General features: G+C 42.1%; 12 protein-coding genes, 1 pseudogene and 1 riboswitch. Of the genes and pseudogenes, 2 read left to right on the top strand and 11 right to left on the bottom strand.

The window, feature by feature from the left end; translation table 11 throughout:
- Nucleotides 1–46 precede the first annotated feature (46 nt).
- The 3 genes from LC574_RS37820 to LC574_RS06125 form a co-directional block, all read right to left on the bottom strand.
- Nucleotides 47–169, bottom strand: a complete 123-nt coding sequence (locus LC574_RS37820; RefSeq protein WP_267871432.1) for a hypothetical protein — start codon at nucleotides 167–169, stop codon at nucleotides 47–49.
- An 88-nt stretch (nucleotides 170–257) separates the two neighbouring features.
- Nucleotides 258–749: a hypothetical protein gene (locus tag LC574_RS06130; protein ID WP_229452058.1), complete on the bottom strand. Its 492-nt coding sequence runs from the start codon at nucleotides 747–749 to the stop codon at nucleotides 258–260.
- Between the two features lie 310 nt (nucleotides 750–1,059).
- On the bottom strand, nucleotides 1,060–1,686 hold the full coding sequence (locus LC574_RS06125; RefSeq protein ID WP_229452056.1) for a glycosyltransferase family 2 protein: 627 nt from the start codon (nucleotides 1,684–1,686) through the stop codon (nucleotides 1,060–1,062).
- 313 nt (nucleotides 1,687–1,999) lie between these two features.
- Here LC574_RS06125 and LC574_RS06120 point away from each other — a divergent pair.
- A pseudogene (locus LC574_RS06120) lies at nucleotides 2,000–2,359 on the top strand (Hsp20/alpha crystallin family protein); the annotation flags it as partial.
- Nucleotides 2,360–2,747: 388 nt separating this feature from the next.
- Here LC574_RS06120 and LC574_RS06115 read toward each other — a convergent pair.
- Entirely contained in the window at nucleotides 2,748–3,107 is a 360-nt protein-coding gene (locus LC574_RS06115) for a Rieske (2Fe-2S) protein (RefSeq protein WP_229452053.1), read from the bottom strand.
- A 65-nt stretch (nucleotides 3,108–3,172) separates the two neighbouring features.
- On the bottom strand, nucleotides 3,173–3,973 hold the full coding sequence (locus tag LC574_RS06110; protein WP_229452051.1) for a hypothetical protein: 801 nt from the start codon (nucleotides 3,971–3,973) through the stop codon (nucleotides 3,173–3,175).
- Between the two features lie 671 nt (nucleotides 3,974–4,644).
- Here LC574_RS06110 and LC574_RS06105 point away from each other — a divergent pair.
- Nucleotides 4,645–6,633 carry a S8 family serine peptidase gene (locus LC574_RS06105; protein WP_229452050.1) on the top strand — a complete coding sequence of 663 codons (1,989 nt, stop codon included), beginning with the start codon at nucleotides 4,645–4,647 and terminating at the stop codon, nucleotides 6,631–6,633.
- Nucleotides 6,634–8,241: 1,608 nt separating this feature from the next.
- Here LC574_RS06105 and thiC read toward each other — a convergent pair.
- The 6 genes from thiC to LC574_RS06075 all read right to left on the bottom strand — a co-directional run bounded on the left by thiC (nucleotide 8,242) and on the right by LC574_RS06075 (nucleotide 12,400).
- Nucleotides 8,242–9,615, bottom strand: coding sequence for a phosphomethylpyrimidine synthase (thiC, locus tag LC574_RS06100; RefSeq protein WP_229452048.1), 1,374 nt, complete (start codon nucleotides 9,613–9,615; stop codon nucleotides 8,242–8,244).
- Between the two features lie 7 nt (nucleotides 9,616–9,622).
- Nucleotides 9,623–9,719: riboswitch (TPP riboswitch) on the bottom strand.
- Nucleotides 9,720–9,764: 45 nt separating this feature from the next.
- A complete protein-coding gene (locus LC574_RS06095; protein WP_229452047.1) occupies nucleotides 9,765–9,998 on the bottom strand; it encodes a hypothetical protein in 234 nt (77 codons plus the stop codon).
- Complete coding sequence (locus LC574_RS06090; RefSeq protein WP_229452046.1) at nucleotides 9,995–10,177, bottom strand: hypothetical protein; 183 nt, start codon at nucleotides 10,175–10,177, stop codon at nucleotides 9,995–9,997. Before LC574_RS06090 ends, LC574_RS06095 begins: the two co-directional genes overlap by 4 nt.
- A gap of 140 nt (nucleotides 10,178–10,317) precedes the next feature.
- Nucleotides 10,318–10,794: a DUF2726 domain-containing protein gene (locus LC574_RS06085; RefSeq protein WP_229452044.1), complete on the bottom strand. Its 477-nt coding sequence runs from the start codon at nucleotides 10,792–10,794 to the stop codon at nucleotides 10,318–10,320.
- Nucleotides 10,794–11,558: a hypothetical protein gene (locus tag LC574_RS06080; RefSeq protein WP_229452042.1), complete on the bottom strand. Its 765-nt coding sequence runs from the start codon at nucleotides 11,556–11,558 to the stop codon at nucleotides 10,794–10,796. Before LC574_RS06080 ends, LC574_RS06085 begins: the two co-directional genes overlap by 1 nt.
- A gap of 362 nt (nucleotides 11,559–11,920) precedes the next feature.
- On the bottom strand, nucleotides 11,921–12,400 hold the full coding sequence (locus LC574_RS06075; RefSeq protein WP_229452041.1) for a protein tyrosine phosphatase family protein: 480 nt from the start codon (nucleotides 12,398–12,400) through the stop codon (nucleotides 11,921–11,923).
- Nucleotides 12,401–13,109 lie beyond the last annotated feature (709 nt).

Here is a 13,109-nt window from a genome sequence, read left to right as displayed (position 1 = left end):
TAGCACCCTCGGAAAGCACAACAAGCTACTATCCCATATTATCCTCTCAGACGTTACACCTCAAAATTGGGAATGGGGAATGGGGCATTGGGCATTGGGCATTGGGCATTGGGCATTGGGCATTGGGCATTGGGCATTGGGCATTGGGCATAAATTCTTCCCAATACACAATACCTAACTCCTAACTCCTAACTCCTAACTCCTAACTCCTAACTCCTAACTCCCCACTCCCCACTCCCCACTCCCCACTCCCCACTTCACTGCTGCTCCACTTTCAAAGTGTAATCGTGCTTGGCCCCAGGATTAAATGTACCTACCCAAATCAGATACTTGCCAGTTTTCCAATTGCGATCGCTAACGCTAGCATCTTTACTTTTACCAGTGTCATCGCCGCAACGAATCGTAGTTTTATCTGGCCCTTGGATCAGTAAAGTGGTGTCATTGCCCTTGCTATCGACTTGTATTGTCATCTGGGGAAAGTCCTTTTCCAAAACCATAATATGATCTGGATTGGGATCGGCAAAGCCAATACAGACTTTTTGATCGCGATCGCGGTTACTTATGGCAGACAATGAGTAAGAACCACCTGTAAACCCCTGCACTGTTCCTTGTCCTGGATTAAAGTTTGTTGACAAGGTGAAAGTACCAAAATTCGCTGTCTCTGCTATTACAGGCAAAGCTGTGATAGCGGCAAGTATAGCCAGCAACCAGCCACCGCTAAAGTTAAGTCGGGGGCGACAGTATTTCATAGTAGCCCTCCAACAGGCTGTTAGATTAGTAATGATATATACATATTCTAATGAAAAAATTCCAGTGAAATTTCAGCTGGTTGTGCCACATTCAAATGTGCCACAATAAAGGAATGATATAGCAGTCCTAAATCATTTGTGAAAATTATATATCTCTTTTTTCTTTCTTATCTTTGCGTCCTTGGCGTTCTTGGTGAACCAGCGCTGTAGGCGGGTTTCCCGCCGTAGGCGACTGGTGAACCCGAAGGGCGGTTCGTTTCCTTATCTGTATTTTTCACGACTCATTTAGGATTGCTATATTGACAAACTCTTATCTTTTGTGGAATGAAACAGCCCTGCCTTTAACATGAGATGACCTAACCGCTTTCAAAAGGAAATCTACATCCATTACATAATGATCTTCTACTTTATAGAGTCCGATTTGCTGATGCAATGATTTGTGATAGAAGTAAGCAGATGGATTTACTGGAAAAGAAGCATCGATAATTCCATCTTCATTAACTCGCCTTTCTAACAGTAAATCAATCGTCCGTAATCTGCTAGGTTTGTTAATATAAATTAGTTTACCTTTTTGATTGCAAACTTTACAGTTGCCAACAATCAAGCTAGGCTCTGGTAAAGTTTGGAAAATTTCACAAATGCGGTTAAGAACGTTTATTTCATAAAAATCATCAACATTTAAAACACCAACAATCTGTCCTTGTGCTATAGCAATTCCTTTATTGATAGCATCAGATTGTCCTCGATCCTTTTCACTAATCCAGCGAATGTGGGGATATTGATTGGCTTTATCCTTAATAATGTCTACTGTCTTGTCGCTTGAACCTCCATCGACAATGATATGCTCCACTTCTAAACAGTTTTGGTCAATGACAACTTGAATGCAAGATTCTATGAATTTCTCACCGTTATAAACTGGTGTAATTATACTAATCATTAACAAGCGCCTCTTGTGGGTATTCCAAACAAAAGAATAATTTCAACGATTGATCTCTAATCATAGAGTTCCCCATTTGCACAAATTTATAACGCAATCTAATTCAGTGAAAATACGTAAAATACATTGACGGAGGTAGCTGAAAAATGGGCAGCCTCAGAATGAATTCTGAGTCTAATAGCGAAAGTCGTCTAAAGACGACTGAGAAAAGGTTATAGTCCGTTAAAACGGACTTTAGCTGTAAGAGAGGAACTTTAGTTCTGGGCGGTTTATGTCTAGAACGAAATAGCCCTACAATGGTTCAGAGTTCGTATTAAGAGTTGAAATTCCAGGCGTGGAAGCTAAAAACCTGGATGTTCAAGTTACTCAAGATGCAGTTTCAATTGCTGGTGAGCATCGTTACGAAAAACATTCCGAATCTAACGCTAAAGTTCATTCTGAATTCCGGTATGGCAACTTTACTAGAGTAGTTCCTCTACCAAGCAAAGTTCAGAATCAACAAGTTAAGGCAGACATGAAAGATGGAATTTTAATTCTGACTTTACCTAAACTGGAGCAAGAGCAAAACAAGGTATTCAAAGTCAATTTAGGCCACTCTCAAAGTACTACAGCTTCTATAGAAGCTGGAAATGGTAATACACAACCCAACATTACATCACAACAAAACGTTTAATATCACGTCCGGTTAAACACAAGTCAATTGCGAACGGAGTGAAGCAATCGCTCCAGACGTTGTGATTGCTTCGTTTCACTTCGTTCCACTCGCTTTTGACTTATCACAAGTAATTTATCGGACATGATATAAGCTACTTGAGAAAATGTTCTCTCTCATTCAATAGTTCTTATATCTCTGAAATAGTTGCATTTTGAGAAAAACCCCAGCTAAATTTATCGGCTGGGGTTTTTGTCGCTTACAGCGCTTTTCAAGTAATTGAACTACACCACTCCCTACTCCCCACTCCCCACTCCCCGTCTCATCTGTGGTCTAAATACCTGAAAAATGCTGTAACTCCTAAAAAATAGATAGGCTAATATATTGCAAGAAATTCAGCCAGAGGGCGCTATTCCTCTTGTACATCAACCCAAATACTGCCTTCTTCCACACGAATAGGAAATACTGGCAATGCTTTTTGTGGCGAAACCATTGAGAGTACTTTACCTACACCAGGTGGCCAGGAACACCAGCCTTGTACCTCACCAGTCCGCAGGTCAAAAGCACTGCGATGGAAGGTACAAACTATTGCCCCATCTTCAGTGATTTTTCCACTTTTCAACGGTAATTTTAAGTGGGGACAGTTGTTATCTACAGCATAAAGCTGATTTTCGTGGTTCAAAACCAGAATTTTCCGGTTGCCAACTTTCACCACTTGTCGCGTACCTGGGGAAAGTGCTTCGACTGCAAGAACTTTAGTCCAACTCATTAGGTTCTCCTCTCCTAATTAATCTGCTTTCAGTTTCTCGCAATTGTTACCACTGCGATCGCCTTTCAGTACTGGCGATCGCAAAAGGTTATACCATTTTGGATTTTGGATTTTAGACTTCGGCAACTCTTGGAGACGCACTCGCGTTCGCTCAGTCCTTCCCTGCGGGACGCTACGCGAACGACTTCGCTCAGTCCTTCCCTGCGGGACGCTACGCGAACGACTTCGCTCAGGAACCATCGAACGATTTTGGATTGGAAACCGCTTGGTGTATCTGGGTTTTCTCGCTCTAGCCTCAAACCTCTTTCCATAAGCATCTGAAGTTCGATATTTTCAACTTTAGGTATCGCTTCTAACTGAGGAATCCTGGCGATCGCATCTGCAATATTACCTGATTGGGCACGCAACCAAGCGGTGTGAGGTGCATAGTCAAGGCTTTGCGCTACTTCGTAACCCGCTCGATTAATTACCTCGCGCTGCGACTTCACATCAACGCCTTCAGCAAAGCGGATGAAAACAAGCCCGGTTGGTACTGCTACCGAACCATTTGGTTGTAATGTGTAAATTGGACTTAGTGTTCCCTGTTCTGAGTGATTGGGTTCGCCTGGAAAAACTGCTATTTTACCATCGTTAAGTTGTAAAATTGCTCCTGTTACTAGGGTCTTGGGTTGATTGTAATGTATTGCATAATATCCAGGCTTACGAGTGTAAGATACAGCAGTACGTAGTCGTAGCCCGGCGTTGGCAGCGATGCCTACGCGAATTTGTTCAGGATACTCAGAAAAGTAATCTTTTTGAAATCTCACTTCAGGAATCAGGGGTAAAGAGTACACCTGTAGAAAATACTCTGCCGGGAAATAAAACATTTTTTCAAGTTCTAATGATGTTATAGCGTTTTTCAATGGTATGGAATACAAATCTTCTATCGGAATGCAAGCTATACGCCTTTATTCATATTGAAGATTCGTAAAACAGCCTGACCTCGAATCCCTCTTTTCTGGAAAGACGAATCAAAGGCTTGTATGAACTTAGATAGATTAAATTCTGTTTACAGCTATTTTCAGGTAAATAGACCACGCAGTAGGGGTAAAGCGCATTGCTCATTGGTGTCAACTTAAGCTAAAAATCGCTTATCTGTTGGCTTCCACGCCCGCCTAGAACTAAAGTTCAAGGCTCATAGCTAAAGTCTACTAAAGTAGACTAAAGATTTTTGGCTATATTTAGTCATCTTCAGATGACTTCCGCTATTAGCAAGGAACTTCAGTTCCTTGCGGGACATGGCTTTTACGTTAAGTTGACACCAATGAGCAATGCGCTTTACCCCTACGATAGATGTGGTTCAAATACATGAAAACTGCTGTAAGTTGTATCTTTTTAAACCGTAACACACATATAGCAGATGAAATCAGAAGCATCCATAAATTAAACGTAAATACCAAGCGCACGCTGCAAGAACACAACGCATGATGCAGTTTTTCCCATCCCAATGCCTAATTTTTAAGATAGTAATATTTCAAATATCCCAGGAGATAAAATTATGGTTCAAGTTCGCTATGGTGGGCAGAATGGCCAACAATATGAACTTGCTATCAGTGATGAACACGTTGTAGTGCGTACCGAAAGCCGCAGTGGTCTTGTCGGTGCAAGACCCTTTGAAGTCGCACCAGTATCACCCACAGCTCGCAGTATCCTTAATCAATTCGAGTTAGCAACACGGTTTCGGCAAGCGGGTGTAGAAATTTTGCGAGCGAAAGTTCCCACTGAAGGTGTCGCTTTGCGCGATCGCGCCCGTGAAATTCTCAAGCAAGAGCCTGAAATCCAATTTGCCGGACGTGTTCTTGTCGATCCAGTATCCCAACAACCTATAATTTACACCGAAAACCTCTTCCTTAAATTCGATAGCGAAGAAGAGTTAACGGTCTGCCAAGAGGTCTTAAGACGTTACAATTTAACAATTAAACGCCAACTGGAATATGCACCAAATGCTTACTTTGTCAGTGCATCTGCAAATATTGGTATAGCCATCTTTGACATCGCCGAGAGACTTTTGAATGAAGAATCAGTTGATCTGTGCCATCCTGAACTAGTGCGTGAATCACGCCAACGTCAGGTTTTTCCGCAGCAGTGGCACTTAAAGCAAACAACAATTAATGGTAAGGTAATTAATGCCCATGCCAACGTTGAGGCAGCTTGGAAGTTGAGCGATGGCACAGGGACAATTATTGCAATTATTGACGACGGTGTGGATCTCGATCATGAAGAGTTCCGGTCCTCTGGAAAAATTGTTGCCCCGCGTGATGTCACACGTAAAACTGACAATCCCAGACCGGGGAACGACAATAACCACGGGACAGGCTGTGCAGGAGTAGCTTGTGCAAACGGCAACTTTGGTGCATCTGGTGTAGCACCGGGTGCAAAGCTGATGCCGATTCGTTTAGCTTCGGCGCTGGGGTCGCAGGATGAAGCAGATGCTTTTGTTTGGGCGGCTCAAAATGGTGCTGATGTAATCTCTTGTAGCTGGGGGCCCTCAGACGGTGTTTGGTTTGAGCGAAACGATCCTGTACATAACCAGAAAGTACCTCTGCCTGACTCCACACGCCTTGCTATAGACTTTGCAATTAATAAGGGACGCAACGGTAAGGGCTGTGTAATTTTATTTGCGGCTGGCAATGGTAACGAAAGCGTCGATAATGATGGCTACGCCAGCTACCAAAAGGTGATTGCTGTGGCAGCTTGTAACGACTACGGCACGAGAAGCGCTTACAGTGACTTTGGTCAAGCTGTCTGGTGTGCCTTTCCTAGCAATAATGGCGATAGTTCTCAAACCCCTGGAATTTGGACAAGCGATCGCTCTGGTGTAGTTGGCTATAATTCGGGTAATCGGAATCTGGGTGATGTCCCAGGCAACTACACGAACCAATTCGGCGGAACTTCCAGTGCTTGTCCAGGTGCAGCTGGTGTAGCAGCCCTAATTATTGCTAGAAACCCAAATCTGCGTTGGGACGAAGTGCGAGATATTATTAAACGCTCTTGCGATCGCATTGATCAAGCTGGAGGTAAATATGATGCCAATGGTCGTAGTCCCTTCTACGGTTACGGTCGAATCAATGCTCTCAAAGCTGTGGAACTAGCCAAGCCACCGCAAACATCACCCATCAGCACATTCAAGGCAGTGCAAGATGTCCCAATTAACGACTTACAAACATCAACATTGTCGTTGGCGATCGCTAGTACCAGCCTGATAAAATCTATTAAAGTTAATGTAGACATCGAACATACTTTTATTGGGGATCTTGTAGTTACTCTCCTTCCCCCAGTGCAAACAGGCGTACTTCCTGTAATTCTGCACGATCGCCAGGGCGGAGCTACAGATAATATTAAAACAACTTATGACGAGATAAATACTCTTAAACTTGCTGCCTTTAAAGGTAAAAGTCCCGAAGGAACCTGGACTCTGGAAGTTGCAGATAAAGCTGACGCAGATACAGGAAAAATTCGCAGCTTGACTATTGAAATTGGATTTTAAGTAGAGAAGCACAGCTGTGCATTGATGTCAACTTAAGGTAAAAGTTAGGTAAGAAAAAGCGTTCTAGAGTTGCCCTCATCCCCTAACCCCTTCTCCCAAAATTTCCGGGGCTTTGTTGGGTTGCGCTTTGCTTAACCCAACCTACAATTTTTCTTACAGCTATTTTCAGGTAAATAGACCACGCGGTAGGGGTAAAGCGCATTGCTCATACGTGTCAACTTAACGTAAAAGCCATGTCCCGCAAGGAACTGAAGTTCCTTGCTAATAGCGAAAGTCATCTGAAGATGACTAAATATAGCCAAAAATCTTTAGTCTACTTCAGTAGACTTTAGCTAGGAGCCGCTGAAATTCATTTCTGGGCGGGCGTGGAAGTCAACAGATAAGCGATTTTTAGCTTAAGTTGACACCAATGAGCAATGCGCTTTACCCCTACAACAGATGTGGTTCAAATACATGAAAACTGCTGTAACCCAAGCGTATTGGGTTAGGGTGGGGTATTTTTAATGCTCTGTTAAATAACCACATATTACTAAGCAAAAATCAAAATATTCTTCCCTATAGGAACTTCCGTCTTAACGTTTCCGTGTTACGCGCAGTCTGTAGCAGCTTCCGCTTTGACGTTTCCGTGTTACGCGCAGCCTGTAGCAGCTTCCGCCAAGACGTTTCCGTGTTACGCGCAGTCTGTAGCAGCTTCCGCTTTGACGTTTCCGTGTTACGCGCAGCCTGTAGCAGCTTCTGCTTTGACGTTTCCGTGTTACGCGCAGCCTGTAGCAGCTTCCGCTAAGACGTTATGAGAAACAGACTTGTGTTACAGCATCTTCTCTTAAATAGAACACGCTTTTGAGGTACAGCACTACTGTGCCTCAACAATAAATATGGTTTCAATTGGCAAAAAATGTTGTAGGAGACTTAAATTTTAGGCTTTTTCAGAAAAATCAACAATTTCACGTATGATATCATGTCCGATAAATTACTTGTGATAAGTCAAAAGCGAGTGGAACGAAGTGAAACGAAGCAATCACAACGTCTGGAGCGATTGCTTCACTCCGTTCGCAATTGACTTGTGTTTAACCGGACGTGATATGACAACTTTTTTAACAATTATTCGTAAAAGCGATGTTTACGACGAGCGTAGATGCAGCAAGCGTGCTGTGCGTCAAAGCGTGGTTTTGCCGAAGTAAATAGGCGCAATTAAACGCGATCGCATAAATTACCAACTAGAATTACTGATTTAGCTTTGATTGGGGAGCGATGTCTACGACGGGCTGCGCCTACGCAATTGGATTACTTTTGTACGAAGAAAAAGTGCGATCGCAAAACCTAACCTTATATTTTGAGAGAAGCAAAACCATTTTGTCTCATTCCCAGTCGGAGACTGGGAATGAGGTTTTAAAAGAGTTTTAACTTATAGTTGATACCAGTTATATCATGTCCGCATAAATAGTTATGCTAACCACAGCCATTACACCCCACCCCCAGCCCCTCCCCGCTTGCGGGGAGGGGAGACAAAGCGTAGCTTTGGCGGGGTGGGGTTCTTCGGGTTTAATAAGCAATCAAGCGGACATGATATTACAGCGCTTTTTCGACTTTTGCAAGAGGTCTAATCTGTTAGCTTTGAGTCACCGCCTCTTTCGCCAAGAACTTCTCTAATTCTGTCAGCGCATCAGCATCAACCTTAGTTTGCATTGGACAGAACTTAGGCCCACACATCGAACAAAACTCAGCAGTTTTATAGATATCTGCTGGCAGAGTTTCATCGTGATATTCCTTAGCTCTTTCTGGATCGAGTGATAATTCAAACTGACGGTTCCAATCGAAATTGTAACGCGCCTTAGAAAGTTCATCATCTCTATCCCTTGCACCAGGGCGATGTCTAGCAATATCAGCCGCATGAGCCGCTATTTTATAAGCAATCAACCCATTCCGTACATCTTCGGCATTTGGTAGACCCAAATGTTCTTTAGGTGTTACATAGCACAGCATTGCAGTACCGTACCATCCAGCCATCGCTGCTCCAATAGCTGAAGTGATGTGGTCATAACCAGGAGCAATGTCTGTCACCAATGGCCCCAAAACATAGAAAGGTGCTTCAGAACACTCTTCCATCTGCTTACGGACGTTGAACTCAATTTGATCCATTGGGACGTGTCCAGGCCCTTCCACCATCACCTGTACATCATCTTCCCAAGCTTTGCGAGTTAGCTGTCCAAGGGTTTTCAATTCAGCTAATTGTGCTTCATCTGAGGCATCATGGGTGCAGCCAGGACGCAGGGAATCTCCTAAACTGAAGGAGACATCATATTTTTTGAAAATCTCAATAATATCTTGGAAGTGGGTATAAAGCGGGTTTTGTTTGTGATGATGCAACATCCACCGTGCCAAAATACCGCCGCCGCGAGAGACAATACCAGTGATGCGGCTTCTCACCAAAGGCAAATGCTCAATTAAAATCCCAGCGTGGATAGTTTGATAGTCTACTCCTTGCTGGGCGTGCTTTTCGATGATATGGAGAAAATCATCAGCAGTCAGATTCTCGATTGTGCCGTGGACACTTTCTAAAGCTTGGTATACTGGCACTGTACCAATGGGAACAGGTGAAGCTTTAATAATAGCGGTACGAATTTCATCCAAATTACCGCCGCCTGTGGACAAATCCATCACGGTATCAGCACCGTACTTCACGGACAGATTCAGCTTATCAACTTCTTCCTGAAGATTAGAAGAGTTGGGAGAAGCGCCGATATTAGCATTTACCTTACATTTAGAGGCGATGCCAATAGCCATCGGCTCTAGGTTAGTGTGATTTATATTAGCAGGGATAATCATTCGTCCCCGCGCCACTTCCTCACGAATGAGATCAGCAGGGAGATTTTCGCGTTGGGCGACGTAGTGCATTTCTTCGGTGATAACACCTTGGCGGGCGTAGTGCATTTGAGATACATTACTCTGCCCACGTCGTTTAGCAACCCATTCTGTCCGCATATTGTAATTCCTCAATAAACAGCTTCCCTCCGCTGGTATTACCCAGACTCAGGTGTTAAGGGTGTGATCTCAGCCTGGTTATGTAGGCACCCCTAGCATGGATGTAGTGTACCACCTTGGTTATATCTGGGAGCAAGGGTGTTAAAAATTTATGCTGTTTTTTCGGAGTCTGGCGATCGTTGTTTCTGTTGTTTCTGTTGAATAATGTCTAATACTGCCTTGTGGATTTCCTCTGGAGTCATTGATGTGGGATAAGTCGCAGAGGGAGGTTTTGCCATCAAACGATCCGCAAATGCGTAAAAAGCCTCTTGATCATCCCGATGTTCCAAGACATAGGTGCGTAATTCTGCTTCACTCATAGCATCAAAGTTTGGTTTTGTCATAAATATCGCCAATTTCCATCACGACTAATTAAAATTTCTATTTCATTGCCAGATAAGATGAATATGTTTCCTGTCCGCTCATCTAGACGAACTATGTAGATCGGCAAGTAAGCTGTAGTCAATGATTGACACAGGTAGACACATTTTAGGGCTTGTGCTGCTGCTGGAAGGATAACCACTCCTTTGATATAAAAGCTTATTTATATTTTATAGTAATTTAATGCAACCAAAGCAATACCATAGTCTGTTAATTTTGCGTAGTTTACAGCCTGGGGCATCGCTGAGATTTATGGCTATTAACGTGCAAACATCTTGTGGTTTAGCAAGCTGTAACTTGAACATTAGAAGATAAAGATTGTTCGCAATACTTTCTAATTAGGGCTTGGGCATTTTCTCGCCGTTTCCCTGTAAATAGATTACATACCACTTCTTCAGATTGAGAGTAAAGATGTAATAATCCAAAGTCTTTCACCCGTGAATAAAGTAAGGGAACCTCTGCAAGAGCGAGTAAAGTTGCCTTCTTGCGATCGCGCTCCTTTGCTTCATCTGAGTCATGATATGAAGACTGAAAATCTACAACCAAACAAGGTTTATAATCATGGTTTGTTATTAAAGCATCCACATTAGAGCTAAAGAAAAATTTTTTTAGTTGCCAATCAATGCTCTCATCTAGTTCGCAAAATTGGCATAAGCTAACCTGTGTATGAATTTTATAACTATCATCTACACAAGTTTGCAAAAACTCTAGCATCCTTTCTTCGTATGCATTAACTAGCCTTTTGACTTTGATAGACATTATTGTTGCTCCATGAGTATTTTTGCAAAATAAGTAAGAAATTCTTCTAAAACTTCTCCTGAATTTATAGCTACCTGATATGCATAATTAAAAAGCTTGTCTTTACCTATGTCGCCCTTACCAATTTTTAAGCAACAGTCACTATTATCCAAAGAGTTTGAAAGTGGATGCTTACTTATATATTTTTTTTGGATTATATCAATGAGTTGCATATCATTAATATTCTGAATTTTAGAATCAGAATAAGCATTTTCTGCTTCACTGTAAACTATGCCATCAAAATTTAATTCAAAATCTCCTGCAATTTGGTTTTTAAAAGTTTCTCTATATTCTTTACTTAAATCAAAAAAACCGTTTTTTTTACTAGGTATGATCCAATAAAATTTTGATATTTCCTGAAACATTGTTACTACATTTTTCAATTCAGGCATTTTTGTCAAAAAATTGATTGAAAAGTTTAGCTTTAGCAAATATGGCTCTAATATCTCCTGAGGAATAGAAATGGATAAACCTTCTTTTCTCTGAGCTAAAATAAGCTGATAACGTTTAGCTCCTTTTCCAGGATTTTTCAATTTATATCCTATGTATTGAGATGTGCGTTTTTCCTCAAACTTGTCATAAAAACCAAGTTTCTCCAGCATAGTGATAGCTAAAGACAGCAAATCTTCCCCGCCTTCAATCACCTGGATATTTGTTGAAACCAAACGGGGAACGCCGTTTTCTACCTCAAAACGCTGGATGACATCGTATATAATTTTTGACATGAGTTAATTACCAAAAACCTTGGCTAAGGTTCATGGAAATAGTGTAACGCTTATTCTCAAATAATCCAATAGTCTTAGATAATATTTTTGGATTTTCTTGGAAGTCCTAATTATCTCCATAGCTTGATGGCTATGCGAAAGGCGATCGCACCCTCACACCTTTCAACCAAAAGCTTTTAACCACCAGTTATTATGGGGCGATCGCCTTTACTTTGTACGTTGGCTCATCCACTGCCCAGTTGCGCGAATTGTACCTAAGTAAAAAAAGGTCTTACTACGCAAAACCGCCCCTCTCCGACGGGCGAGAGGGACAGACTTGAACGACAGTTCAAGGCAAGGAGAGGTTTTTCAAACTCGCTGTTTCAGCAAGTAGGCACAGCTACTTTCGCGTGTTTGTTAACGTAGTCCACAAATAATTGCTTCAGCCGGGGACTAACGCCGGCGTGTTCAAAAAATCCAAAACCCAGATTCTTAGCTTTTGCCAAGGTTTCTTCTGGTGTTAGTCCTTCCTGGATAGCGATACTTAAGAGCGCAATTCCAGTCGATCGCATCCCGGCTGCACAATGCACCACTGCTGGTTTAGGGATTTGTTCGAGTGTCCTGAGAATTTTGGTAATAGCCTCTTCATTCAAATTTTTTAAATCCACCTTGAGTGGAACATTCGTATAATGCAGTCCCAATGCTTCCGCTACTTTTTGCTCATCCTGGGAAAATCCTAGCTCATCAGGCGATCGCAGATTTAAAACGGACTTAAAACCTTCTTGAATAGCTTGCTCAAGCTGTTTTGGTATAACTTGTCCTGTTGTTGTCAAGTTTTCGTTAATCTGTATAGCGTTGATCACATTCACTCCTTTTCAATTTCTAATGGCTTCCAGCTTGGTAAATAGTCGAATCAGCAAGCTTTAAAAAGATATTCAAATAAGCACCGCAAAATTAGCCAAATATCAAAACATATTGCTTGATTAATTCAAAATACAGATTTTGAAGCTGGTTATTTTATTGCTTTATCCATAATATACGGTTTGTCGATAGAGTTAATGGTGTTTAAAAATTATTATAGGTTTTGCGTATAAAATTACCGTAGCTTATAGTTTAGGAGTTGTGATCGATCGAATTACAGGCGGCGGTCAGTAGTTATCCCCAAACTTTTCGTGCGGCTGTACTTGCTTGCGTTATAGATGCGAACCAAAATTTTCAGGAAATCAGACGGCAAATTGTCTGGTGAGTTGTGACTCAATTGCAAACTGCTAAGATCACTAAAGTAGTTAAAAATTTAGCTAGTTGATGTGTTGCGATGTCTACGACGGTTACTGAGCTTTGCGTTGCTCTGAGCTTGCCGTACCACTTCGTGGAAGCAAGCTACGCGCAGCGTCTCCAAGAGTTGGGTCGAAGTGCGGCTACGCCTACGTAACTAAAACTTCTCATATAGGACTAATATTTGATTTATGAAAAAGCTCGGTACAGATCGAAAAGCCTAATTCCTTATTCCCTACTCCCTACTCCCTACTCCCCACTCCCCGCCCACGTAGATAATTTCAAAAATCAAATATG

This window comes from Nostoc sp. CHAB 5715, from assembly GCF_020829685.1.
In the GTDB taxonomy this organism is placed as follows: domain Bacteria; phylum Cyanobacteriota; class Cyanobacteriia; order Cyanobacteriales; family Nostocaceae; genus Nostoc.
The sequence above is the reverse complement of the archived record's forward strand: the minus strand, read 5'-3'. Positions and strand labels throughout refer to the sequence as shown.

Coding starts and splice junctions, on each gene's coding strand:
- thiC (WP_229452048.1), bottom strand. CDS start 9,615: ATGCGGACAGAATGGGTTGCTAAACGACGTGGGCAGAGTAATGTATCT.
- LC574_RS06130 (WP_229452058.1), bottom strand. CDS start 749: ATGAAATACTGTCGCCCCCGACTTAACTTTAGCGGTGGCTGGTTGCTG.
- LC574_RS06125 (WP_229452056.1), bottom strand. CDS start 1,686: ATGATTAGTATAATTACACCAGTTTATAACGGTGAGAAATTCATAGAA.
- LC574_RS06085 (WP_229452044.1), bottom strand. CDS start 10,794: ATGTCTATCAAAGTCAAAAGGCTAGTTAATGCATACGAAGAAAGGATG.
- LC574_RS06110 (WP_229452051.1), bottom strand. CDS start 3,973: ATGTTTTATTTCCCGGCAGAGTATTTTCTACAGGTGTACTCTTTACCC.
- LC574_RS06095 (WP_229452047.1), bottom strand. CDS start 9,998: ATGACAAAACCAAACTTTGATGCTATGAGTGAAGCAGAATTACGCACC.
- LC574_RS06080 (WP_229452042.1), bottom strand. CDS start 11,558: ATGTCAAAAATTATATACGATGTCATCCAGCGTTTTGAGGTAGAAAAC.
- LC574_RS06115 (WP_229452053.1), bottom strand. CDS start 3,107: ATGAGTTGGACTAAAGTTCTTGCAGTCGAAGCACTTTCCCCAGGTACG.
- LC574_RS06105 (WP_229452050.1), top strand. CDS start 4,645: ATGGTTCAAGTTCGCTATGGTGGGCAGAATGGCCAACAATATGAACTT.